The sequence below is a fragment of the Puniceicoccus vermicola genome (genome assembly GCF_014230055.1).
GTDB lineage: Bacteria > Verrucomicrobiota > Verrucomicrobiia > Opitutales > Puniceicoccaceae > Puniceicoccus > Puniceicoccus vermicola.
In genome coordinates, this window is the sequence record NZ_JACHVA010000092.1 from 1 (window position 1) to 24,333 (window position 24,333).

17 protein-coding genes are annotated in these 24,333 nt (G+C 53.7%); 9 read left to right on the top strand and 8 right to left on the bottom strand.

From position 1 onward, the window contains the following. Positions 1-262: transposase family protein (locus tag H5P30_RS11740; RefSeq protein ID WP_185691151.1), on the bottom strand; the 262-nt coding region annotated here is incomplete at its 3' end. A 450-nt stretch (positions 263-712) separates the two neighbouring features. On the opposite strand from H5P30_RS11740, the gene H5P30_RS11745 reads away from it, so the two are divergent. The 4 genes from H5P30_RS11745 to H5P30_RS11760 all read left to right on the top strand — a co-directional run bounded on the left by H5P30_RS11745 (position 713) and on the right by H5P30_RS11760 (position 8,376). Then, positions 713-1,183 carry a hypothetical protein gene (locus tag H5P30_RS11745; RefSeq protein ID WP_185693135.1) on the top strand — a complete coding sequence of 157 codons (471 nt, stop codon included), beginning with the start codon at positions 713-715 and terminating at the stop codon, positions 1,181-1,183. 443 nt (positions 1,184-1,626) lie between these two features. After that, on the top strand, positions 1,627-5,397 hold the full coding sequence (locus tag H5P30_RS22500) for a translocation/assembly module TamB domain-containing protein (protein WP_185693136.1): 3,771 nt from the start codon (positions 1,627-1,629) through the stop codon (positions 5,395-5,397). Beyond that, positions 5,387-7,504 (top strand): BamA/OMP85 family outer membrane protein, encoded by a 2,118-nt coding sequence (locus tag H5P30_RS11755; RefSeq protein WP_185693137.1) that lies wholly within the window; start codon positions 5,387-5,389, stop codon positions 7,502-7,504. Before H5P30_RS22500 ends, H5P30_RS11755 begins: the two co-directional genes overlap by 11 nt. A gap of 233 nt (positions 7,505-7,737) precedes the next feature. Then, entirely contained in the window at positions 7,738-8,376 is a 639-nt protein-coding gene (locus tag H5P30_RS11760) for an REP-associated tyrosine transposase (protein ID WP_185693138.1), read from the top strand. Positions 8,377-8,862: 486 nt separating this feature from the next. Here H5P30_RS11760 and H5P30_RS11765 read toward each other — a convergent pair whose 3' ends face one another. Genes H5P30_RS11765 through purL form a run of 4 tightly spaced genes read right to left on the bottom strand, consistent with a single transcriptional unit; the run spans position 8,863 to position 14,595 of the window. Then, on the bottom strand, positions 8,863-9,840 hold the full coding sequence (locus H5P30_RS11765; RefSeq protein ID WP_185693139.1) for a phosphoribosylaminoimidazolesuccinocarboxamide synthase: 978 nt from the start codon (positions 9,838-9,840) through the stop codon (positions 8,863-8,865). A 14-nt stretch (positions 9,841-9,854) separates the two neighbouring features. Next, a complete protein-coding gene (purQ, locus tag H5P30_RS11770; protein ID WP_185693140.1) occupies positions 9,855-11,144 on the bottom strand; it encodes a phosphoribosylformylglycinamidine synthase I in 1,290 nt (429 codons plus the stop codon). Further along, a complete protein-coding gene (purM, locus tag H5P30_RS11775; protein WP_185693141.1) occupies positions 11,141-12,181 on the bottom strand; it encodes a phosphoribosylformylglycinamidine cyclo-ligase in 1,041 nt (346 codons plus the stop codon). The genes purQ and purM overlap by 4 nt, the downstream gene beginning before the upstream one ends. A 23-nt stretch (positions 12,182-12,204) precedes the next feature. Continuing rightward, positions 12,205-14,595 carry a phosphoribosylformylglycinamidine synthase subunit PurL gene (gene purL / locus H5P30_RS11780; RefSeq protein WP_221774354.1) on the bottom strand — a complete coding sequence of 797 codons (2,391 nt, stop codon included), beginning with the start codon at positions 14,593-14,595 and terminating at the stop codon, positions 12,205-12,207. Between the two features lie 287 nt (positions 14,596-14,882). On the opposite strand from purL, the gene H5P30_RS11785 reads away from it, so the two are divergent. Together H5P30_RS11785 and H5P30_RS11790 are read left to right on the top strand one after the other, a co-directional pair. After that, positions 14,883-16,136, top strand: a complete 1,254-nt coding sequence (locus tag H5P30_RS11785) for a phosphatidylserine decarboxylase family protein (protein ID WP_185693142.1) — start codon at positions 14,883-14,885, stop codon at positions 16,134-16,136. Positions 16,137-16,286: 150 nt separating this feature from the next. After that, positions 16,287-16,799, top strand: a complete 513-nt coding sequence (locus H5P30_RS11790; RefSeq protein WP_185693143.1) for a thioredoxin-like domain-containing protein — start codon at positions 16,287-16,289, stop codon at positions 16,797-16,799. A gap of 65 nt (positions 16,800-16,864) precedes the next feature. On the opposite strand, the gene miaA is transcribed toward H5P30_RS11790, so the two are convergent. Together miaA and H5P30_RS11800 are read right to left on the bottom strand one after the other, a co-directional pair. Next, positions 16,865-17,755, bottom strand: coding sequence for a tRNA (adenosine(37)-N6)-dimethylallyltransferase MiaA (gene miaA / locus H5P30_RS11795; protein ID WP_185693144.1), 891 nt, complete (start codon positions 17,753-17,755; stop codon positions 16,865-16,867). Between the two features lie 16 nt (positions 17,756-17,771). Continuing rightward, positions 17,772-18,593: an SDR family NAD(P)-dependent oxidoreductase gene (locus H5P30_RS11800; RefSeq protein ID WP_185693145.1), complete on the bottom strand. Its 822-nt coding sequence runs from the start codon at positions 18,591-18,593 to the stop codon at positions 17,772-17,774. Between the two features lie 78 nt (positions 18,594-18,671). On the opposite strand from H5P30_RS11800, the gene hpf reads away from it, so the two are divergent. Next, positions 18,672-19,040 (top strand): ribosome hibernation-promoting factor, HPF/YfiA family, encoded by a 369-nt coding sequence (gene hpf, locus H5P30_RS11805; RefSeq protein ID WP_185693146.1) that lies wholly within the window; start codon positions 18,672-18,674, stop codon positions 19,038-19,040. Between the two features lie 231 nt (positions 19,041-19,271). After that, entirely contained in the window at positions 19,272-19,982 is a 711-nt protein-coding gene (locus tag H5P30_RS11810) for a superoxide dismutase family protein (RefSeq protein WP_185693147.1), read from the top strand. 48 nt (positions 19,983-20,030) lie between these two features. Here the strand turns inward: H5P30_RS11810 and H5P30_RS11815 are convergent, their stop codons facing one another. Then, the gene (locus H5P30_RS11815; RefSeq protein WP_185693148.1) at positions 20,031-21,983 is read right to left on the bottom strand and encodes an ABC-F family ATP-binding cassette domain-containing protein; all 1,953 of its coding nucleotides are present in this window, start codon (positions 21,981-21,983) and stop codon (positions 20,031-20,033) included. A gap of 1,258 nt (positions 21,984-23,241) precedes the next feature. Here H5P30_RS11815 and H5P30_RS11820 point away from each other — a divergent pair. Next, positions 23,242-24,327 (top strand): ribonucleotide-diphosphate reductase subunit beta, encoded by a 1,086-nt coding sequence (locus H5P30_RS11820; protein WP_185693149.1) that lies wholly within the window; start codon positions 23,242-23,244, stop codon positions 24,325-24,327. Positions 24,328-24,333 lie beyond the last annotated feature (6 nt).

The window sequence follows — 24,333 nt, forward strand, 5'->3', positions numbered from 1 at the left end:
CAATGCGTTCGGTCTTCGTCCCGCAGCGCCCGCAGCGAACCCGACGGACACTCAACTCCAGACTTAACCGCTGATCCAACAGATCACAGTCGCGAATACGGCGCAGCGACTGGTCGTGAATCCTCCGGCAACTCTGCCCACAACCTCCACAGACCGGATCGTTTAGGGCCTCTAGGATGAACAACAAATGCCCTTTTCCCAGATGCTTGTGTTTATACAAAGTGTAGCCTTCCCAAAACAGGGAACATAGTACAGACTTCATGTTGAAGCGGTTTTGAAGTGATTGATGTTAGTGTAGTTACAACATCAGTTAACTTCGATTCCGCTTCTTTGCTACTTCTTTCCCGCCAATCGACGATGAACCTTATTTTTGAGGTGGATAGTAGCAATCTTCCGAAAGCAAAAGGGCAGAGATCTGAATGATCGTTGGAGTGCTGTCGATCGGGCTATTGTAAGGGTTTGGGGGATTGTGTAAGGTGAGACCCTTCGCCGGGAAATAACGGTGAGTCTTTCTCGGTAGGTTCTCCGAGCGAGAAACCATGGAGTCTCCCGACTCATTTCGATGCCATAATTTCTGTCTCCTTCAGAAGTCAGCGAGGATACACTCGCTCATTCGACCTTCTTATTTCGTAAACCACCGGAGAATTGCCTCGAATTGGGAGCAGGCCTGAGTGATGATACCGGCGGAGCTCAATCCTGAAACCCATCTTCTATGCAAAAGAACAATGCCCCCATTGCCCTGGTTGTCGGAATCATTCTGCTAATTTGCTCGATTCCGATTCGCTGGATGACCCTTCACAACGTAACGATCAGCACTCCTCGGATGCCGGACGGATTTCCCCAGATGCCGGGCCATTTCCCGTCCATGAGTGGCATGAGCTTTTCGGTCAATGGGCTCAATGGAAACATTACTTTGGGCGTCGAACTGCCAATCTGGCTGATTGTGGTTATTGGGGTCATTGGACTGGTTCTGCTCCTGTTGAACCAGTTCCGAGTGGCGGCAATTCCTCGCTGGGGCATTCTGCTTCCGCTTGGGATATCACTCGTCTATGTTCTCTATGGATTTGGGGTCATGATTATCTCAGACGAAGTCTCAATGGGCGCGGGAGTCTTCTTGGCTTTAGCTGGATTGGGGATCGGACTCTGGGCCGTATTGAAGACGAGAAGCGTTCCGGGGAACTGAGGCTCTATCGGGCTGAGGGGCTCAGGTAGAAGACGGAGCTCTGTCTTCCGAATTCGATTTGGAAAGATTTTTAGGATAGCTGGGATTCGGTTGAGATAGGTCCCTCAAATTTCGACTCTCATCTCTCCCGTTCTCGCATGACTTTAGTCGTGCGATTCATTCGGCTAAAATCCCACCCACACTAAAGCGTGCTTTCTGCATCGCTGAAACCTTTCAACCACGCAAAGGCGATAAGCCGTTTCGGCCGAATGACTAAAGTCAATCGGGAACGGGAGGTATGCTCACTGAGGACACATCTTGTCCGGAGAATGCGCTTCGGAGGATAACTTTTTCACAGCGACTTTTCGCCACTTGCCGGGAACGATTTTTTTCCTTTCGATTTGATTGATGGCAGCCCTACCATTTTCTCAAATTTCACGTATGGTGTGCCCCTTACTCTTCTTGTGAAGCGAATTGCGCTAATTTTCATCGGGGCGACGTTAGTCCTCCTCCTGGGACTGCTATTGCTCCTGGGCACCAGCGCGTACTGGCTTCCTTGGGCGGCTCCCCGTTTATTGGGAATCGCCGAGATTGAGGTGGATTCGGCGAGTCGGGGCGAGAAGGGCGATTTGGTCCTCCGCGGGATCCATTACCAAAACCCTAGCATGGAGGTGGGCCTAGCTGAACTGCGAACTCCCATGCCTCTACCTTGGCTCTGGCACGGATTACGTCGGCGTCCGGAAAAAGCTGGTGAAATTCGATTGGAGGATCTTTCGGTGCAACTCTGGGAGTCTCCTCCTGCTGAAAAATCAGACGACCCGGCTCCAGGGCCGGAAGCGGTTTTCCACAACGTCCATAAGGGCCTCGAGCTTGCAGAGCGTTGGCTGCCGCCGGTTTGGCTGGAAAAGTTTACCCTGTCGATCCAGGAAGAGTCCGAACCCTTCATCGTCTCGGCAACCTCCTTCCGAGGTGGGGTTTTTGAGCTGAGTACCGCGCCCCGTGGAGACCTTCCCGATCTACAACTCCATGCGGAACTTCCTGCCAACCGTCAGTGGAATCTAAAAACAGAGGTCGATGATTGGAATTTGACGCTTCAGGCAGATTTCGAGGCGAACTCCGAGAATCCTCAATTAAAAGGGAAAATCGTGCGCGAAAAAGGCGAGGGAGCTTTCTTGGTAGAATGGAAATCAGAAAAATGGCTGCCTACGACGACCGCTCTGAATGTTGAGTCCCTCGAGATTCCGAAAGGAATTGAAGCTTTGCCACCGGATCTGGATCCGCTCATCATTGAATCTCTTCAGCTCGACTGGGATGGCTCGGGTTATGATCTCAAAACATCGATGCGAGCGGGAGTCGCGAAGGAAAAACTGACGGTAGATCTTTCGCTCGAAGGGGATCTGAAACAGCTTGAGCTCCAGACATTTCAAGTAAATGGAAGCTGGGTCCATCTCAACCTCGGGGAGCCAGCTCGCGTCAATCTGGAAACCCTGCAGTCGGAGGCTCCATTTGAATTCGTCGCATCGGCTGACCTCAGTGGACAAAATTATTATCCGGCAACGGGGAAGATTCTGGGCTCTCTCGAGGCCAATTTTGTTCCCGGAGGGAATTCTCCATTACACTTCTCGATGGGGGGAGAGGATCTCGCGGCAGATGGCCATTTGCTGGGATCAGTGGATGTCGTGGGTTCACTGGAATTTCCGGTCGTGCGAATCGAATCTCTCCGGGCAACCCTTCCTAAGGGGAGTATGGCCGAGATAATGGGGACCGCTAATTTGGAGGAAAAAGTTCTCTCTTTCGAAGCCAATGCCAATCTCCAAGCGGATGATCTGGAAGCACTGGCTGGGATCGAAACGGGAATCGAAGGACCGGTGCGTTTTGAGGGAGAAGTTGCAGGCCCGTGGACTCAACTTCAGCACGAAGGGACCCTGCAGGTCGGCCAGTTTACCCAGCCGAGTTTGAAACCTCTCGATCTCTCGGTGGATTGGGAAGGTGTCGGAGCCGACCGAATCATCGCTCATCTGAAAGTCGCCGCCGAGGACGAAGACGTAGAGCTTTTAACCGCCTGGGAACGGACGGGGCAGGTCCTCTCTGGCCAACTCCACACACTGACCTGGAGGCAGAAACGGGAGACCTTCTTAGAATTACAGAATCCGGCAGAGATCCGACTCGATTTGGGTAAGGTGGACCAACTGCCTTGGAAAGGTTTGGAGGTTGGACAAATTCTTCTCAGTGGGGAGGAACGAAAATTAGGATTGCTGTGGCATCCACCGATGAAAGGAACCGTCGAAATCTCGGGCTTGTACGCGAGCGACCTTTCCGGTTGGCTTTCTCCCGAAACCGTTCTGCCAGTGGTGTCCGTGGACACGGTTTCCCTCCAAGTCGAAGAATTTGAACCCGTATTGGTTGGAAGTGCAGTCGTGAAAGCGGGTTGGCGTGATAATCCCCAAAGTTCCTTGGTGTCCGCTCGTCTTCAGGCACGATTGGATAAGTCGGGGATTAATTTGGAAGAATTGGACGCCTCTTACGGAAACACTCCGTTAGTCGAAGGAAAATTGACTGTCCCGATTGTTTTGAATCCTTGGGCTCTGACCCATCCAGAACCCTCCGCCGAGGATGATCGATCAGCGGAAGACTCCTCGGCCGCGCGCGACGGGAGCAAAAAGTCCGAGCCATTTTTGAGAGTCTTATCCTCCGGCGAGATGAGTGGCTCAATTGCAGGAAAATGGAGCCCCGAACTGCAGGAATTGATTCAAGAGTGGGGAGGGCCTCGTCTCGAAGGCGGTGAAATCGAGTTGAAGGTCGCCGGATCCGTCGAAAAACCGCAAGTTCACCTTTCCCTGGATCTCGACTCGATCGACCTGGAGAAAGAGTGGGTGGGGGATGATTTCCCGCAGGTGAGGAAACTCGGACTGGAACTCGTCATCAACGAGGAAAAGATTCTTCTCAATCAGGGAGTCCTCGAACTGCGGGATTCAGGGATTGGCATCAACGCTGAATTGCCCTTCCCGGTCGTCCTCGAGGAATTGCAGAAAGAAGAAAACCTGGATGCCTTGAAGATTCTTTCGAGCACCCGCGCGGATGTGAAATTGAAGAATTGGGATGCTTCGGTATGGAAGGATCGACTACCGATTCTTTTCCGACCCCAAGGAAAAATCACCGGAACGGTAGGGATTGATCCAGGTCTCAAAATGCGAGGGGAGGTGGACATCACGGGCTTTGCGATTCGGCCCACACTCTATTCTTCTCCCGTGGATGATATTCACGCGACACTCGAATTCGAGGGGCGGCAAGTCGTGCTGAAAGATGCCGGAGCCTCATTTGGCGGAGGAGGGGTTACGACGAGTGGGACGGTTCATTTCGATGAGTGGATGGATCCATGGTTCGAATTTAAGATCAGCGGAGAAAATGTCCCGGTTGCCCGCACCACGGACATGATTATTCGAACTGATTTGGATCTAACTCTGGCTCAACAGAAGGACGAGCGTACGCCGCTACTGAAGGGAGATCTAAATCTTCGAAATAGTACCTTTCTCATCAACATCGATCCGTTTTCGCCGAACATCGAAAGTGGTCCCGGCAATAGCCCTCCCTATTTTTCCGTGGACGCTGATCCATTTTCGAAGTGGCGTTTGAATCTGACGATTGAAGGACAGGATTTCCTCCGCGTAAGGAGCTCTATCTTTTCAACGGAGTTGTCAGCCGCGCTTCGCCTGACCCGTACTCTTGGGGACCCGTTGCTCCTGGGATCGGTGCGCGCGACCAGTGGCAGTGTTCGGTTTCCCGGGATTAGCATGAGGATCGAATCGTTTGAAGCGTTCATCACTCCCGACGAACCGAATCTCTTGCAACTCGAAGCGGATGCCGTTGGTCAAAATCGTCGCTACGTTGTCGGCATGAACGTATCGGGCTCTTCCGATTCGCCTCAGATTCAATTCACCTCTACCCCGACGTTGAGCAATGCGCAAATCGTCCGACTGTTGGCCACAGGTTCTTTAGATGGGGGAGGAGCCGGAGCGATCGGACTCTATCTGGGGCAAGTACTGCTCGGACCAGGTTCGGGGGAGGATACGCTTGCCGATCGTTTCAGTGTCGAGATCGGACAAGAGGTGACGGAGAACGGTCGATCGACGGTGGACGTGACCTATCGCATCAATGACCTATGGTCGATTGAAGGGGAGTATGACCGCTATGACACATACAATTTGAATCTCGTACGAATCCTCCTTGAGCGCTAGGAATCCAGTTCGAATTATCCTACGACGACGGATCTGGTTCTTCTGGATCGGACTGCTTTTGGCTGCTTGTCCGGTTGTCGCTCAAGAGAATATTAAAGTGAAAGGAATGGGCCTCTTTTCCGACATGCGGTTGAAGAGTCGACTTTCATTTCTCCATGGATTTTCGAAAAAAGAGGTTGTGGAGCTCGATGCGGCGCTTCTGGAGGACTCCGCCTTCATTCTCCTTGAGCAGGTAAAATTAACCGGCCACTTGCGCCCAAATGTCGTCGGCCGGATGAAAACTTCGGAGGGAGAAGTTTCCTACACCTGGACTCACCCCTACACGGTCGTTCTCCCGGCTAATTTCGAAGCCGAGAGTGTGGTTTACCAGATCCAGCCGCGGGTTCTCTATTTTTACGACAATGTTGATGTAAAGGGAGTCGAAGTCATTCCAGAAGACGAAGTCCGTCGTTATTTTATACCCACGGGGACACTGTTCGTTCAAAAAAGCGACCGTGCTTTTACGCCCAATAATCTCAACGACCGGATTGGGCGCTTGTTGAATCAGTTGAATAGTCTCGGACACCAGGATGCCCGTGTCACGAACCGAGAGGTGAAAATGAATGACAAGACGGGCGCGGTTCAGGTCACCCTGGAGATCGACGAAGGTCCGTTGTATAAGGTCAAGTCCTACGAAGAGATTATTTATCAGGATGATAAGGTCGTTGAAAAATCGACCCATACTCTGGAGGATACAGTCGATAATCTGGACTGGCTGAGAGACGTTCGCCAAGGCCTCTCCAACGCGGCCTATCGTAAAGGATTTCCGGATGTCAAAGTCACCTCCGAAATTACCGAAGAAGGGCAGGAAAACGATGGGGTTGTTGAACGGGACTATCTTTTCAAAGTCGAACTAGGGGAGAAAGCCACAATTCGAAATATCGTCTTCACTGGCGATCCCGACGTAAAGGACACTATTCTTCGAAGACAAACGGATCTTCAAAGCGGAGAGTTGTTGAACTTTCTTCAAGTATCGGAAGGGCGTCGAAAATTGATGGCCCTCGGTGTCTTCGACGAAGTGAACCTGAGTTTGAGTGCACCGGACGAATCGGGTCAGCGGGATGTGATCTATGAAATAACCCCCGGTCTTCGGGAGCAGCTGAGTCTTCTCGCCGGCTGGGGGAGTTACGAGTTGGCGAGAGTTGGAGTTCATTGGCAGTTGAACAATCCATTCCATCGAGCACACCGAATCGATCTCGAAGCAAAGCAAAGTTTTAAGGCAACCTCGGTTCGAGGGACCTACAGTATCCCGCAAATCTTCGGAACCGATGTGACCGCTTTCAGTCAAGGAGGCTACCTCTACCGCCAGGAAATTTCCTTTGACCGTGAAGTGGCCGGAATCTCCGTGGGGGGGACGGTCAATCCCGACTTTCTCAACGGCTTGACCACCGGTTTGGAGTACGGCTTTGAAAGCCAGCGTTCAATTCGTTTCGGGAACCAATCCTTCGATTCCCGAGACAATGCCATCGTTGCCAGCATCAAGGGCCAAGCCACCCTGGATCGATTGGACAATGCTCTCTTTCCCACGCGCGGTTACCAGATAGCTGGGACATCCAAGACTGCCAGTGATTTCCTCGGCGGTAACGTCGATTTTGAAAAAGTGGAACTCGGAGCGGCCTACCATCATCCCTTGACCGATGCTCTGATTTTCCATGTCGCCCTCCGATACGGAGGCATCTTTTCCTGGAAAGAGGATTCTGAGAACATCCCTTTCTCGGAACGCTTTTTCCTCGGAGGGGAGAACTCGGTCCGTGGATATAAATACGGGGAAGCCGCCCCCATTGATTCCCAAGGGGAGCTGATCGGAGGCCAGACCTACATCCTTGGAAATATCGAATTGGAGCAGCGAGTAGTCGGGAATTTTGCCCTCGTGGTTTTCTACGACGCAACGACGATTTCCGCCAACAGCATGGTGATCGAAGACGGCGTCTACCTCGACTCGATTGGTGCAGGGATCAATTACCAGACCTTCGTCGGGCCCGTGCGTTTGGAATACGGATACAACCTGCACCGCCGCCCAACCGATCCCGCAGGAACTCTGCTGTTCTCTTTCGGGTTTCCGTTTTGAGTCATTCGGGTCGACCGAGGTCGTCATGGGAGATTGGACGGCAATGCATCCAACCACGCTTTCCCCCGTGGTCTGGGGGCTCGCCCCCGGATCCGAATGCCGCTCGGGGTAGCGGATAACACCAAAACTTTCCCGGCCGATACGAAACCTTCGAAAATTTAGTCTCGCAGTCACCAATCTGACGCAGCAGGAGATTGGATGGCAAGCCATCTAACCACGAAGGGAGTTTGACTTTGCTGATCCTCTTAGGGATCAATAATGAGATGAGCGGACCTTGGAGCTCCTGTTTTCTGGGTGTTTATAACGATAGCCTTCCGCATTGGGTGGTAGACTGCGGCTGTTATGCGGTGACTTTACGTTGCCAGGGTTCTCTTCCGATATCTACTAAAGAACGTCTCAGGGAAATCAGCGACACACTCCGACAGATTGATCCGGCCTCGGACGAGGCGAAAGCATCCCACCGCCGCCATTTCGCCATTCTCGAACAGGCGTTGGACCGGGCCGAGGGATTCTGTCCCTTCACCGACCGAGATGGGGCGAGGGCGATGATGGAATTTCTCGATCTCTATGACTCGGAGGGATTGTCGTTCGACCACTGGATCATCATGCCGAATCACCTGCATTTGGTCACAGCTCCTCTGCGATGCAGTTCGATCAATGATTTCCGCACAGCCTGGAGCCGATTCAAAAGTCGCAGCGCTCGTGCGGTGAATCGCGCCATTGGCCGGGAAGGGCAGTTCTGGCAATCCTCGTGGTATGATCGATGGATAAGGGGCCCGGAGGAACACCAAAAGTGGCTGACCTATTTGATGGAAAATCCGGTGAAAGCCGGACTCTGCCGACGAGCCGAGGATTACCCGTATCGAATGTAGTCGTGAGGGGATAAAGTTACTAGTCCGCAGTGGGGGAGATTGGACGGCAAGCCATCCAACCACGCTTTTCCCCCGTGGTCCGGGGGCTTGCCCCCAGACTCGAATGTCGCTCGGGGTAGTGGATGTCGCCAAAACTTTCCCGGCCGATTAAAAAACCTTCGAAAAGTTTGTTCCCGCGGTCACCAATCTGACGTAGGAGGAGATTGGACGGCAAGCCATCCAACCACGCTTTCCCCCCGTGGTCCGGGGGCTTGCCCCCAGATCCGAATGTCGCTCGGGATCGCGGATGCCGCTTTTTCGTGTGATTACGATTTCGATGACACAAGGGGTAAATTTGACTTCCGATTCCTCCCGAAGTTTCCAGTGGGTCTGCGGGGGTGGAGTCTTGCCGTATACGACTGCCCCGGCACTCGATCACATCTACACAAGGTACATTCCATCAATTAGACCTTAGAGAAAGCCTGATTGAGGATAGACTACCGCTAATTACTCGCGTAGGCCGCGGGCTACGGCTTCCGCGATCGCCTTCTGCGTATCTTCCTCCCAGTCGTAGGGGATCTCTTTCCCTCCGGTCAGCGCCGAGTAGATGCCGAAATAGCGCTGGGTCAGTTCTAGACGCAACTCTTTCGGGGCTTCGGGAAGATTTTCGTCCTTGTAGGGGTCACAGCGATCGGCGTACCAGAGACGGAGAAATTCTTTATCCGCACTTTCAGGTTCTTCGCCGCGAGAGATGCGTCCGGGGAGAGAGGCGGCTTTCCAGAAACGGCTGGAATCGGGAGTGTGAATTTCGTCAATGAGGATGAGATTTCCGCTCTCGTCGATTCCCATTTCATACTTGGTATCAGCGAGAATGTAACCGGCGTCTTCGGCCACTTTTGAGCCGAATTTGAAAAGGGCGAGCGCCGCCGCCGAGGCTTGTTCCCAGACCTGTTCGGTCAAGAGGCCACGAGATACGGCTTCCGCTCCGGAGAGCGGTTCGTCGTGCTCATCATCCTTGGTTGTCGGAGTGAGAATAGGTTCAGGGAGCTTGTCGTTCTTGCGGAGCCCTTCGGGAATCTCGTTCCCGCAGTACTTGCGTACCCCTTTTTTGTAATGGGTCCAGAGGGAGGTCGAGGTCGATCCCGTCATATAGCCCCGAACGACAAACTCCACTGGCACGGTCTTGCAGCTTTTCGCGATCAGAACGTTTGGGTGGGGGATATCGATCAAATGGTTGTCGATGATGTGTCGGGTCTCCGAAAACCACCAAGCGCTCAACAAGTTGAGAATACGGCCCTTAAGTGGGATCGTGGTGATCGAGCGATCGAATGCACTGAGCCGGTCCGTGGATACGAGGGCAATTCGATCCTTTCCGGTATAAATGTCTCGTACTTTCCCAACCTTCTTGGGGACGGAGGCGTTCGACTCCTCCAAGACGTCGCGCAAGAGACGGGAAATGTGAGAATCAAGTTCCGAGAAACGCATGGCTATCCTCTCCTTCAGCTGGGAAGTTCAGAGCGCTCGCAGACCTTGTCGGCCACCGGATTGTGGAAGATGTGGGTCGAAACGATCTGTGGCAACAGTTTTTGCCGGGCTTCCATCGATTCAAACTTCAAAATCCAAGCCACAGAATACCCCAACTTTTGAGGATAGGATAAGTGGAAACGGTGGTGAAGAGTCTCCAGAATGCGACGGCCGCGCAGATCATCCCGGGGAGTGACCCGGAGAACGGCCGTGGTCGAAGGATCACCCACCGGACTATTGTTTACAAACTCCTTGTTGCTGTTGAACAGCTCACCAGTCTCGGCGATTTCCTTCTGCCAATTATCGGGGAGGTTGTCGCCTTCGATCTCCCAGAGAATACGTCTCTCGACCGTGACCGAAAATCCCATGCGCTTTAATCCCTGCTCGACGGATTTCGCGGTGGTATCGGTGATAATCAGAGAAATCGGGAGAATCTCGTTGCCGTCGCTGGTCTGGCAATTGTCGATCTCTTCCTTCCCGATTTGAAAGGTCAATTCTGCAGCTTCTGTAGTCGCACGGGTTTCCATGGCTTCCCGCATTGAGGAGAAGATGGCATCTCCGCCGGGCGTCCGTTCCGGGTGGGGCATCATGGCCATGATGTTTCCGGCCGGATTCGTCACGGCTGCCAGGCTTGCTGCAGATCCGTTTGGATTAATGGGAAAGTGTGAATCTACGGTGCCGTCCGAACTGCAATACTGGAAGGCTCCCTGACCGTTGGCGAGAAGCTCTTCAAGGAGTTCTGGCGGGGCCAGAAAACGTCCTTCGGCGTGGGCGAAAGGAATATGGATTCGGTCGCCTTTCTTGAGATGGCGAGTGAAAGCGGTCCGCTCAGGAGCGAGGGCGCTGCGAAGGTAGCACCAATCGTTGAAAAAACCGGATCCGAGGAGGTGGTCGCCCACCTGGCGGCGGTTCGGTGCGAGCGCCATACCGGGGCGACGACCTTTGAGCCCCGGCACGAGACCACTCTCGACCAGAACTTGGGCGCCATTGCAAATTCCCAGAACCGGCTTCCCGAGGTCGGCTTGGGCCGCTACGGTTTCAAGAACCGGATCAAGGGAAGCAAGAACGCCCGCACGCGATCGGTCTTCGTAGGAAAATCCTCCGACGATGAAAAATCCGTCGAAATCCGCCAACTCCGATGGATCCCGATTCCAGAGAAACTCCTCCGGTTGCATTCCGTTGCGCCGGATGGCCGCTGCGGATTCTGCTTCGCAGTTGCTTCCCGGAAATTGAACGATGGCGACTCGCTTCTTGTCTTGGCTCATTTTAAAAGAACTTTTCGGTCACCTTCGATGACGGATCCGATGCGGTAGGCACTGCCGCCGATGCTTCGAATCGTTTCGAGGGCCTTCTCGGCTTCTGCTTCCGGCACGACGGCCACGAGGCCGATTCCCATATTGAAGGTGCGGAACATTTCCATCTCTTCGACTTCACCGGCATCGGCAATAACGGAGAAAACGGGAAGACCGGGCCAAGTGCCTTTTTCCACTTCGACGGAAGTTCCTTCGGGGAGGATTCTCGGAATATTTTCCAGGAAGCCACCTCCAGTGATGTGGGAGAGACCCTTGATCTTCACGCCTCCAGCGATCCAAGCGTCGATGGGCTTGCGGTAATTCAGGTGAGGGCGGAGGAGGGCGTCGCCGACCGTTTCACCCAGCTCGTCTACATAGGTTTCCGTGGTCATTTTGGCGACCTCGAAGAACACTTTGCGAGCCAGCGAAAAACCGTTGGTGTGAAGCCCCGAAGAGGGCAGGGCGATCACCGCGTCGCCAACAGAGATGTCCGCCCCGTTGATGATCTTATCCTTGTCGACGAGTCCGGTCACGCAGCCGACAATGTCGTGCTCTCCGGCGAGGTAGGTGGAAGGCATTTCTGCCGTTTCCCCACCGACCAGGGCGATGCCATTCTCGCGGCAGTTTTCCACCATCCCGGATACGATCTCTTCGACGACTGCCGGATCGAGCTTTTCGTTGGCAATGTAGTCGAGGAAGGTCACTGGAGACGCTCCGTGGACGAGAATGTCGTTGGTCGTGGCGCTGACAACATCGATCCCGAGGTTGTAATACTTACCGGCCATCTTGGCCACGGAGACTTTCGTGCCCACGCCGTCGATACTCTGAATGAGGACCGGATTCGTGTAATTTTTCAGCGTCGGCCCGAGCTCGACCATCGAGCCGAAGGAACCGAGACCGGTCAGGACTTCGGGACCGAAGGTGGTCTTAACGAGGGGTCCAATGCGGTTAACAGCTTCGTTCCCAGCGTCGATGTCGACGCCGGAGGATTTGTAGTCGGTTTTGGCCATGTCTTTGTGGGCAGATGAATAAATTAAGAGTCGAGTTCGATGCGAAGACCGTTTTCCCAGGTCTCGCTGATTTCAGAAACGGAGAGATCCAAGGAGGTGCCGAGCTGGAACCGTTCTCCTCCGGTCATCCCGAGCTTGGTCAAGGGCACCTTGCGTTCCGCGCAGAGTTGTTCGAAGGCTTCGGCTTGGTCTTCGGAAACTTCGGCTACGTATCCGCCGAATTCACCGAAAAGGGCGGCCGCGTTGTCGATTAAATCGGCCCGGGAGAGGGAGAAGCCGATCCGATTGGCGATGGAACACTCGGCCAAGGCGACCAGCAGACCTCCATCGGAAACGTCGTGACAGGCAGTGATCTGCCCGGCCTCAATGGCCTGAACGATCGTCTGCGCGGTGGTTTCGATTTCCTTCAGTTCTGGAGCTGGGATCCTTGGCGATTCGAGCCCCTTTTGTTCAAGAAAGAGGGACCCTGCCAGCGTATCGCAAAATTCGCCGACGTGGTAGACGCGGTTTCCGGTGGATTGAAATCCAAAGGGCACGGCCTTCGAGGCATCGGGCATCCGTCCGAGGCAGGCAATCATTGGGCTCGGGGGAATCGGCTGCCCTTGCGATTCATTATAGAGGGAGACGTTCCCACCAATAATCGGAATCGGTGAATCCGGATGTTCGGTCAGGTGGAAGGATTTTGCGGTTTCGGCAACTCCACGCATCCCGGCAACGAAATCTCCCATTTGCTCTGGCTTTTCGGGATTGCCGTAGCAGAGGCAGTCGGTGAAAGCGACGGGACGTCCTCCAGTGGCCGAGACATTGCGATAGGATTCGACGACGGCCCAAGCCGCACCACGCTCCGAATCGCTCCGGTTGTGGCGGGGATTTTGATCCAGACTGATAACGGCGCCCGTTTCCCGGATCTCTTCCGGCCATTCCGGATCAACAAAAGGACGGAAAACACCCGCATCTCCACGACCCGCTTCGACTTGGGTCGCTCCCTGAACTTGCTTGTCGTACGATTCGAAGATCGGTTTCCGGGAAGAAATATTCGGATGAGCGAGAAGAGAAAGGAGGTCTTTGCCTAGATCTTCGATCGCGACCGAAGGTTCCGGAATGGGTGGATCCTTTGGAGTCGGAAGGACGTATTCACGATCGTAAACGATCCCCTTGGTCACTTCCGAGGCTTTGGCTTCGACGAGAGTTTCGCCATGCCAAGTGACGCGGTAAAGACCATCTTCGCGAATCCGACCGACCACAGAGGCCTTTGCCCCGTTCGAAACCTCAGGCAGGGCAAAGGTGGAATTGTAGTGTTCGAGGATCAGGTCTGTCAGGTCGTGGGGCACGGCCCACATGAAACGCTCCTGCGTCTCGGAACAGAGAATGACGTGGGGTGGAAGACCTTCCATGCCGACGTGAACTTTTTCCACTTCGACTTCCGCGCCATAGCCCGCCGAATCGGCGATTTCGACGCTGGCACAGGCGATCCCGCCAGCACCGAGATCCTTGAAGCCAACGCGGTCGATGTCGCCGCGCTCAATCAAAATCTTGTGAAGGGCGTAAGTAGCCTTGAGCAAATGACGCTCGAGGAAAGCATTGGGTTCCTGAACAGCGCCCTTGTTCTTTTCCTTCTCCTTTTCGTCCAATTCCCCGGACGCGAAGCTCGCTCCGCCGAAACCACTGTTGTCAGTAGGCTTCCCAACGAGGATCAAATCGTAGCCGTCCGCATTCTTGGGGGCGTAAGAGTGGAGGATCGCCTTTTCGGAGATGGCTCCGAGCGTCATCACTGTGACCAGGCAGTTGTCGTTGTAGCCCGGGTCAAAATAGACGTCTCCGCAGAGATTGGGGATGCCCAGAGGATTCCCGTATCCGGCGATACCGGCGACGACGCCTTCTTGGATCCACTTGCTCTTGGGCAACTTAATATCGCCAAAACGGAGTCCATCGCCAACGGCGACCACTTTGGCTCCCATGCAGCAAACATCCCGGACATTGCCCCCAACTCCAGTGGCAGCTCCTTCATAAGGAACGACTTGAGAAGGGTGGTTGTGCGACTCATGGCTGGCAGCCAGACCGTAGCGAACCCCATCCTTGTCGCGGGCGATTTCGACGATTCCGGCGTCCTCGGAGGGCCCGAGGATGACATTGGGCCCGTCGGTGACGAACTGTTTCAAGTGAGTGCGACTACTCTTGTAGGAGCAGTGCTCAGAACCCTGAATCGACCAGAGCACGCACTCGGCCAGGGTGGGAGGGCGCTTCAGAATCCGATTCTGGATCTGGAGGGCCTCATCTGGCGTGAGGGCAAGGTTGTGCTCCTTGATGAGTCCGCGAATGGCGTCCTCATCGATGTTCGAAAAGTCGAGGGTGATCGGCGTGCTGTTGGCCCGGGTCATTTCGTCCAGATCAGGGCTTCCGGGTCGCAGAGTCAATTCCCCAGTCGCAAGTTTCCTCGATTCGGGTTTTCGGAACTGAAGATTCTTGGCTTATGGGAGTCCATTTATAGAGCAAATGAAGTGACGATAGGCTAACCCTGGGTCGAAGCTTCCGCGAAATCTTGAATTCTTTCTGACTCACTGGCAGGAAGCTCGATTGATAGAACACGATCAATAAAAGCACCAGAAGCAGTGCAAATTTGATTGGCAAAACGAACGCTGCTGATAGCCTAAAACCAACGTTTTCCACAATTCGTTTTCTCAACCCGAATACTTCTAGTTCTATGAAACTCAAAAATGCCAGCTTCTCATTCGCTCTCTGCTTCTCGGCATTGGTCTTTTCATTTGGTGCGTCGGCAGTCGCCTACCACTCCGATCACGATCACAGTTCCTGGACTCCTGAGATTCAGGCGCTTTCGGACCTCATTGAGGAGAATCAAGAGATATACATTCTCTTCAATCGGATGTTTGAGGAAATCCCGGATGAAGCCCGATTTGAGAAGACGCCGGCTGGTCGTCCGGCTCCCAAAAACTATCAGGAGCTTCTCGATGACCTGAATGTCGCCGTTCATTCCGGCCCCACCTATAACTCTTCTCCGCAAGTCGGCTGCCCCTTGAATGATGCCCTGGCTTGGGTGATGGCTACACCTTCCGGGCAGGTCGCCTTTTTGGACAGTCGGGTTAATGAAGCGCTGGGGAAATTGCTGAAAAAGTGGGGAGAATATCTTACGACAACTGACTCTGCAGAGGTGCTTAACGACGATCCCGAAATCGGATGGTTCGGAAAGAGTGCGCTTGAGGAGATGAGTGGCTTCCAGGAAACCTTTGTTTGCGATCCTTCCCAGCCGCACTGGGGATTTACCTCGTGGGACAACTTCTTTACCCGGACCCTGCGACCGGGCGTTCGACCCATCGCAGAGCCCGAGAATTCGAAGGTCATTGTCAACCCTTGCGAATCGGCACCATTTCGTTTGTCGAAGTCCGTCAAGGGCCAGGATCAGTTCTGGCTGAAATCGCAGCCATATTCGCTGAATACGATGTTCGAGAACGATCCTATGATTGAGCCATTCGTAGGCGGAACCGTTTATCAAGCGTTTCTGAGTGCGACCAGTTACCACCGTTGGCATGCACCGGTCTCCGGAAAGATCCTCAAGATTAAACAAATTCCGGGAACCTTCTATGCGGCTTCTCCCGCAAACGACTTTTATCCGGCAACTCCCGCGGAATCCATGCCATATCTTTCGAGCGTCGCCGCTCGGGCCTATGTCTTTATCGAATCCGATGACCCCGATATTGGAACCATTGCCCTCCTATTTATCGGGATGTCCGAGGTCTCATCCTGTGAGTTTACCGTAAAGGAAGGAGAAATGGTTCAGAAGGGACAGCAGTTGGGAATGTTTCACTTCGGCGGTTCCACTTTTTGCCTAGTTCTTCAACCGAGCGTTCAGGCGGAGTTCTTCCTGCATGGACAGACCCCCAGTGAAGATGCCTCGAATATTCAGGTGAGACAAAAGCTGGTCGAAGTTTCGGGGAACTGAGGCGGTCGAAAAATATCACTGGCGTTCGCGCCGGTGATTGATCGCTCATTCGAGAATTTTGGGAATACCTTTGTTTTTCGGGTGTCCTACGGGTAGGTTTATGGTAGCGATTATTCTTCAGATTTCCTGCACATTTAACCCCTCAAGACTATGAAAACTATTCTGAATTCTCTTCTGATTCTCAGTGCTGTGGCTTCTTCGGCCTTGGCCGGAACCCTTCAAGATCGGCTGTCTCCAGATTTGGTGAAGCTTCAGGGCGATGAGCTTGTAGATGCGCCTAACGCTTTGGAGGGGAAGGACATCATCGCCGTCTATTACTCGGCTCACTGGTGCCCTCCCTGTCGTCAATTTACACCGGGCTTCTCAGAATGGTATGACGAAGCTTCTGAAAAGTACCCGAACTTCCAACTGGTTTTCATGAGCAGCGATCGATCCGCCGATGCAATGAAGGAATACATGGAATGGGGATCGATGAACTTCCCCGCTGTTAAATTTGATGAGCGTCGGGCTTCCGGACTCGGACAATACGCCGCTCGTGGCAACCCTTACCTAGTCGTTCTTGACGCTGACGGGAACCAGCTTCTCGGCAAGCCAGAGGGTGAATCTTGGCAAAGCCCAGCCATTACGCTTCAGGACCTCCAGAAGCTTCTCGAAGAATCTTGAGGGAAGAGGAGCTGCTCGGGCGTCCCTCCTGCGAGGGCTACACGAATCACCTCTGTTCCGCGGCCCTAGATAATCTCCGCCGCACTCTCCACCATCCGGCCTTCGGGCATGCGTTTCCGTATCCAGCGACGCTGGCGGGCGGCAAGACGTTTAGTATGGGTGGTAATGCTGGAGGCCAATTCCGTTGCCGCGAGGGTGCCGTCCAAGAAATCAAGGGTTTCACGGTAGCCGATCGCCGAGGCGAGGGTGGGGTTCTCTTCCATTCCGGCGGAGCGCAGCCCCCGCACCTCTTCGACTAATCCCTGATCAAGCATCTGGCGGGTCCTCTGAGCGATCCGCTCGTCGAGAATAGACGGATCCCGATCGACCTGAAACCAAGAACGCTCCCAATCCGCAAAGGGGCAGGGGAGCGAGCGATGTCTTTCTCGTAATTCCTTCGTCGTGAGTCCGGTGGTCAGGCAACGTTCGAGTGCCGGGACAATCCGGCGGGGATTGAGAAGATCGATATCCGGATGGGGGTCTACTTTCAGAAGGGCGTCCCTCAATGACTTCGTGCCCCCTTCCTGTTCCAGGCTTTTGACCTGATCGCGAATTTCTTCCGGGACGAGGATGGGGTCGGGAGGCGGCTCGTGAAAGGCCGCCGCGTAGAAACCACTCCCTCCAGCAACGAGGACAGGCACATCCTGTAACTCAGCCTGCCGCAGCACCTCTAAAGAGTGTTCAATGTACCGGGGAAGATCGAAAACGGTGTGAGCCTCGCAGAGATCGATGCCGTAATGAGGAATCTCCTCCCGCTCGGCTCGGCTCGGCTTTGCGGTCCCGATATCCGCGCCTCGGTAGAACAATAGCGCGTCGCAGGAGAGAATCCAGCCACCGGTTGAACGAGCCCACTCCAAGGCGATGTCCGACTTTCCAGAGGCGGTGGTGCCCGTTAAAATACGGAGGGGATGCTTCATCGAAATTCTCGGCCGACTAGTCTTGGTATCGCTCGAGGCGGAGACGACGCATGATTGTCGCGGCAATCCAGGTAACCCAAGTTTTTGGAAGCTTTCCCGCTGCCGCTGCCACGATTTTATTCGCCACTCCACAAGTCACCAGGCTCTTCCCTTTAGAGAACGCTTTGAGGGTGATTTCGGCGACCTCATCTGCAGTTTGGCCGGAGCCCTTTTTCAGGGGTGCGTCCTTAAATCCCGCTTCTTTGAAAAATGCGGTTTCTGTCGGACCAGGACAGACACACAGGACCTGGACCCCGTCAGCTTTCCACTCTTGGGCCAGCCCCAAACTCCAGTGCATCAAAAAGGCTTTGGTCGCGCCGTAAGTCGATAGATACGGGGTCGGCTGAAAGGAGGCCGTCGAGGCAATATTGATGACAGCCCCTTTACTTTTTTTTAACTCCTCAGCAAGAAAACCGGTGACGCGGAGAGGGCCAGCAACGTTGACGTCGATCATCGACAAGTTTCGCTCAGTCGAGGGGGCGGGAAAAACCCCATAGCCGCCAAAGCCACTATTATTAATTAAGAGGATTTTTCCTCCACGATCTTCTCGCTTTAGCCATTCCCGACACTCCTCCAATGCCCTTTGAGAAGATTCCTCGTCGGAGAGATCACAGGGGATCGAAATAAGCCGATCGGAGAGCGAAGAATTTTCTGCAGAAGACCGAGAAAGGTTGCAAAATTTAAAATCTGGGGATAACGTTCCGAGTTGCTGCAGTAAAGCGGCGCCTATGCCAGAAGAACCACCGGTAATGACGATTCGATCGACAGACAGAAGAATGTTTGAGACGGATTTTTTCATTTTAGGCGCTGAGAATTTTTGGGTGTTTCCTCAGGAAATGCCTTCGCAACAAGAAACCAAAAAACAAGAGGAATACGCATGAAGCAACATGATGTCATTGTCACCGGTCGCAACATTGAACTCACCGATGCGATGAAAGACGCAGTCCATCGTAAGGTCGAGAAATTGTTCGATCACGAGGAGCAGATCATTCGTCTACGGGTTGAATTATCCTACAATAAGAATGTGACGGGACAGGACGAGCAGATTGCGAAAGGCCATATCGAAATCAACGATAAGCCTCTCATTACTACAGAAGCCTCCGAAAATATGTACAATTCCATTGATCGGATGGTGGACAAGCTGGACCGCATGCTGCGTCGCCGCTCTCGTCTGCGTCGCGTGAAGCGGAAAGACGTTCACTCGGTGGATGTCCCCGGCCAACTGCCGAAGGTCAGCGCAGCCTAATTTTCTTCCATGGCTGACTCTTTCAAGCCCCCGGGAAACCGGGGGCTTTTTATTTCTCCATCAAAAACGCAGGGCGGCGAATTGTTCGTTTGCCGAGATAAAAGCCCCGAATCGCGAAGCGAGCGTCACCAAAAGACAAAAAATTATCTGGCGGGTTCCGAGACCTCCATCGCTCCTTTTTCCACCCACCTCATTTGACAGGGTTCGCCCTTCGTGGATATCCTATCGAACATGAACTCCTCAAAACTGATAACCTCCTCCTTACTCGCGGTGCTCTGCCTCTTCGGGGCATCTTTTGCTACCGCGGGTGTCAATGGCCCGGGGCCGCAATCGATTAAGCATCACAGCAAGTTGAACCTCGAAGGTCTCCTCGCCAATAACAGTGACGGCGAAGTCGCTTCCAAAGAGGCGACTTCCGATGAGAGTGCGGATTCCCATGACAACCATGGCGACGCCTCGGATAGTGATGCCGGAAACGTTAAGTTGCTGGTCGCGGTAGTAACTCCAACAGCCGGTAATGATACTTCTGGCACCGTCTATTTTGCAAAGTCTGCTGATGGATTGAAGGTATGGGGAACGATTAAAGGACTTTCTCCAGGAAATCATGGCTTCCATGTTCACCAGTACGGCGACATCACCGCAGCCGACGGCACTTCGGCTGGAGGCCACTTCAATCCCCATCATCAGCCGCACGCGGGGCCCGACGCCAAGCACCGCCACGTGGGCGACCTCGGCAATATCACTGCCAACAAAGACGGAGTTGCTGAATTTTCATTCATCGACACCAAACTTTCGATTCAGGGGGCCAATTCAATCCTTGGTCGTGGTTTGATTGTTCACCAAGGAGCCGACGACCTGACTTCTCAGCCAACTGGCGCTGCCGGTCCGCGCGTGGGAATGGCGGTCATCGGAGTCGCCAATCCGGATGATTTGAAGAAATAGTTCTGCAAATCAAAACGATTGCTGCACAAAGGATGGCTCCTCAGGGAGTCATCCTTTTTCGTATCTTTCGGTTGCCTCCATCCACTTCTCATTGAGGGCATCGAGTCGCTCATTATTGGCGACAACCTCACGATTGAGCTCCATCACCTTGCCCGGGTCGGATTCGTAGAGAAGGGGATCCTCCAGTTGGTGCGAAAGACGTGACTGTTCCTCCTCCAACTTGCAGATTTTCTGTTCCAGCCTTTCGACCTCAGCTCGAATCTTCGCGCGGGCTTTGCGTTGTTCGGCCTCAATCCGTTTCTGATCTTTGGATTTAAAGCCAGAATTGGAATCCGTGGGAGCTTCCGAACTCTTTTTTCGGTAAGAATCGGCTCCAGGACGAAAATCCTGCATCTCTCCAGAGTCAGTGAGACCGGCCCGCTCACCCTCGGCTCCCGATTTTCGCAGATAATAGTCATAGTCGCCAGCAAAGGGAGTCAACTTCCCACTGCTGACCCGTAGAACCGTGCGCGCCATCTGGCGGATGAAATAGACGTCGTGACTGATGAAGACCAGCGTTCCCTGATAATCCTGAAGAGCGTGAATTAAGGCATCAATACTCGCCATATCCAAGTGGGTCGTCGGCTCGTCCATGAGGAGAAGATTCGGCGGGTCGAGCAGGAGTTTCACCAGCCCCAATCGACTCTTTTCTCCGCCGGAGAGAACAGAAACCTTTTTAAAGACGGCCTCGCCACGGAAGAGGAAGGATCCGAGGACCGTCCGCGCCATCGCTTCTCCGACCGGCTTCCGGATACTCTGCACTTCCTCGAGCACGGTACGCTGCGGATCCAACATCTCGATACGGCTCTGAGAAAAGTATCCGACCTTCGTATTGTGCCCGAGAATACGCTCCCCCTGGGTGGGTGTGAGAACCCCTGCAAGCAGCTTGAGGAGAGTCGACTTGCCAGCTCCGTTCGGACCGACCAACACCATCCGTTCTCCTTTTTGAACGTTGAGGTCGATTCCTTGATAGATGGGCTTCGTGTCATAGGCGAAATGGAGTTCTTCCAGGGTGATCACCTTTTGGCCGCTGGGGGAGGGCTGGGGAAATTTGACGTGGATGGTCTTTTCTGCGGATTGCGGGGCCTCGATGCGCTCCATGCGATCGATCTGCTTTTGCTTGGACTTCGCCTGGGCGGCCTTGGTGGCCTTGGCCCCGAATCTTTCGACAAACCGTTCCAGTTGGGCGATTTTCCGCTCCTGCGAGCGGTGAGCGGCTAACTGCTGAGCATCGCGGGCAGCCGCTTCCTCCAGGTAGTCATCGTAATTACCTTTATAGGAATGGATCCGGTGGTGCCGGACCTCAAGAATGCCGCTGATCACGTCATTGAGAAAAGCCCGGTCGTGACTGATCAAGAGGAGAGAGCCTCGATATCCCTTCAGGTGATTTTGAAACCACTGGAGCGACTCCAGATCCAAGTGATTGGTCGGCTCGTCGAGCATGAGCAATTCTGGCTCTGCCGTCAGAAGTCGGGCTAGATGCGCCCGCATGATCCAGCCTCCGCTCAGAGTGCGGGCCGGTTGGTCGAGATCGTTTTCCCGGAAGGAGAGACCGGCTAGAATCCGTTTGGCCCGGGGCTCGATCTCAAATCCACCAATTTCGGTGTAGCGAGCTACCGCTTCGTAATAGGCGTCGCTTTCCTCCCCGGCGCGCTCGAAATCTCCAATCTTTTTTCGTAGATCGGCGTGCTCCGGAGTCACTCCGGCGGCGATCTCGATAACGGTTTCATCGCCGACGGGTGCGGTTTCCTGCGGCAAATGGCCGACCCGGGCATTTTTCTCCAGCTCTACGATTCCTTCGTCAGGCTCGGCATCGCCGAGAATCATTGAGAATAGGGTAGTCTTTCCCGCTCCGTTGGGTCCGACCAGCGCCACCCGCTCTCCCTGTTCAAGGCGTAAGGAGACGTTTTCAAAAAGCGTTTGTGGCCCGAAGGCCTTGGATAGTCCGGAAATCTGCAGCATATACGAAGCCGGATAGCATCACGGTAGCCTTGGAAACGTTCGAGAAGAAAATCGAAGGAATAGGAAACGTAAGAAATTCGAACTCGTTTTCCTCCCAAATTATTTTTCTCCACTCCTCGTCATCGTCGGTCGCAGCGATTTCGACCGGAATGGCACTGGTTTAAGAGGTTGTATGGAATGGGAGCCACTCCACCCCCGACATAGTCGGGGGTCCCCCCCCTCCTACTTCGTAGGAGGGGAGTCAGAAAATTACAGAAAGACTCCTCCCCTGTTACAAGGCATATCCTTACGCACAAATTCCTAGGCTAGCGTTTTCCTGTAAGATCTTCGAATTGTCCTGTTGGAGTATGCCTAAAATGGAGCGCAGAATTCATTCCGCCCCGTCAGATTGGCTGCGCATGAAAAGTTTTCCTCAGAATCTAAGGCGAAAGGCCTGAGTGGCACACGGGGCGGAGTGAATTCCGCGCTCCCATGTTCTTGCGCTTTCGAGACCGTCCTGAGCCATAGGCTTGTGCAAGGATATCCTACTCGTAGGAGGGGAGTTTTGGAGTGGTGATGGATGGGATATTATGTGGACCGGAGGTTAAGACTCCTCCCCTGTAAGCAGGGGAGGTGCTTCCATTGGAAGCGGAGGGGTTCTGGTCGCTGTCTGGGGCCTGTTTTTATGGCGACGATTTCCCCGACTGAAATCATGCGACTGACGACCAAGGAATCGACCCGAATTGTCCCACTTTTGGAGCGGCGAGTTGCCCGAAGGGGCGAAATCGAAATTCAAGAGTGATTTTTTTGAAAATTCAGGGACTCGGCGACAAGACGCCTCGAATGGGGTACTTCGTCTGATTCGATGGATTTGGGGAGGAAATAATTTGCCCTTCAGGGCGATGCGCGGTTGCGAAATTGTCCGACTTGGAGATAGTGGATTTCGGGTTTCAAAACTGCCTTTTGAGGCCGATTTGTTCCCGAATCGAAGACATTTCCATTCAAGCGATTTTTTTCGCTCTAAAATGGCCGACCACTACATATTGGGGTCATTCTCCAATGATTTCCTGTATTTAGTGTTTGACTGACCATAAGGAATCCTTGTGATTCATAACACTCTGGCCGTTTTCCTTCGAAATCACCATCAGTGTCCGTATGTGTATTTTTCGCAGCGGTCGCCGGCGGTGTGCAGTGAAACTGCCGGCAATCAGCGGGGCCCAGCAAGGTAGCCTTCGCCTTTTCTTTCCAACCGCAAAATACGACAAGATACTCTCACAAAATGGAATCCTCTTACACCATCGGCGATCGCACCTTTGTTCTCGATAAAGACAAGGCAGAAGAAGCATTTGCAGCCAAGAAGATCATTCTCGGCCGCGAGACCATGACCTTCAACCTCCTCCCGTTGAAGTACAGTTGGGCTTATGATCTCTACCGGACGATGAAGGCGAACCATTGGGAGCCGGAAGATATTCCGATGCAGAAGGACGTCGAACAATGGCGTTCCTCAAGTGAACTCTCCGAAGTTGATCGCTGGATTATCATGATGGGCCTCGGCTATTTCTCCGCCGCCGAGGGGATCGTGGGGGACAACATCATTCACGTCGTTCGCGAGTTGGTCACCGCTCCCGAGCTGAAGCTGGTTCTCGGTCGTCACGCCCACGAAGAGAATATCCACGCCGACAGCCTCCTGTACATGATTAGCTCCCTCGGAGTGAACCCGCACGAGTGCGAGGCCATGTTCGAGCAGATCGACACCATTCGGAAGAAAAACGAGTTCGTCACCAAGACCTCTCTCGGTCTCCGTCGTGACCTCGACCTGCACCAGATCGAAAACAAGCAGCTCTTCGCGAAAAACCTATTTGTCTTCGGGCAGTGCATGGAAGGAACCCAGTTCTACGGGCTCTTCGGCATGATTCTCAGCCTCTACCGCCAGAACAAGTTCCCCGGCATCGGGCAGATGTTCCGCTACACACTGCGCGATGAGTCGAACCACATCGAGCTTTGCCGCAATCTGCTCATGGACTTGGTGGACGAGAATCCGGAAGTCTGGACCAAAGAGTTCAAGCAAGAGATGGTCGATCTGATGACTGAAGCGGTCGATCTCGAGAAAGAGTTCATCCGCGATTGCCTCCCGGTGAACGCTCTGGGCCTGAGTTCTGAGGAATTCCTGCAGTACATCGACTACATTGCCGACCGCCGCCTCGAAGGGGTAGGCCTCGACCCGCTCAATCCCGGCATTCAGAATCCTTTCCCTTGGCTCGCCGAAATGATGGACATTCAGAAGGAGCAAAACTTCTTCGAAGGCCGCGTCACCGAATACCAAAAATCCTCTTCCCTCTCCGCCGTCGACGACGACGAACTCTAATCCGTC

Bases quoted from the DNA above. Each gene is read 5' to 3' on its own strand.
- H5P30_RS11765 (WP_185693139.1), bottom strand. From the start codon at position 9,840: ATGCGTTTCTCGGAACTTGATTCTCACATTTCCCGTCTCTTGCGCGAC.
- H5P30_RS11810 (WP_185693147.1), top strand. From the start codon at position 19,272: ATGAACTCCTCAAAACTGATAACCTCCTCCTTACTCGCGGTGCTCTGC.
- purQ (WP_185693140.1), bottom strand. From the start codon at position 11,144: ATGAGCCAAGACAAGAAGCGAGTCGCCATCGTTCAATTTCCGGGAAGC.
- hpf (WP_185693146.1), top strand. From the start codon at position 18,672: ATGAAGCAACATGATGTCATTGTCACCGGTCGCAACATTGAACTCACC.
- H5P30_RS11785 (WP_185693142.1), top strand. From the start codon at position 14,883: ATGAAACTCAAAAATGCCAGCTTCTCATTCGCTCTCTGCTTCTCGGCA.
- purM (WP_185693141.1), bottom strand. From the start codon at position 12,181: ATGGCCAAAACCGACTACAAATCCTCCGGCGTCGACATCGACGCTGGG.
- H5P30_RS11800 (WP_185693145.1), bottom strand. From the start codon at position 18,593: ATGAAAAAATCCGTCTCAAACATTCTTCTGTCTGTCGATCGAATCGTC.
- H5P30_RS11815 (WP_185693148.1), bottom strand. From the start codon at position 21,983: ATGCTGCAGATTTCCGGACTATCCAAGGCCTTCGGGCCACAAACGCTT.
- H5P30_RS11745 (WP_185693135.1), top strand. From the start codon at position 713: ATGCAAAAGAACAATGCCCCCATTGCCCTGGTTGTCGGAATCATTCTG.
- H5P30_RS11820 (WP_185693149.1), top strand. From the start codon at position 23,242: ATGGAATCCTCTTACACCATCGGCGATCGCACCTTTGTTCTCGATAAA.
- miaA (WP_185693144.1), bottom strand. From the start codon at position 17,755: ATGAAGCATCCCCTCCGTATTTTAACGGGCACCACCGCCTCTGGAAAG.
- H5P30_RS11790 (WP_185693143.1), top strand. From the start codon at position 16,287: ATGAAAACTATTCTGAATTCTCTTCTGATTCTCAGTGCTGTGGCTTCT.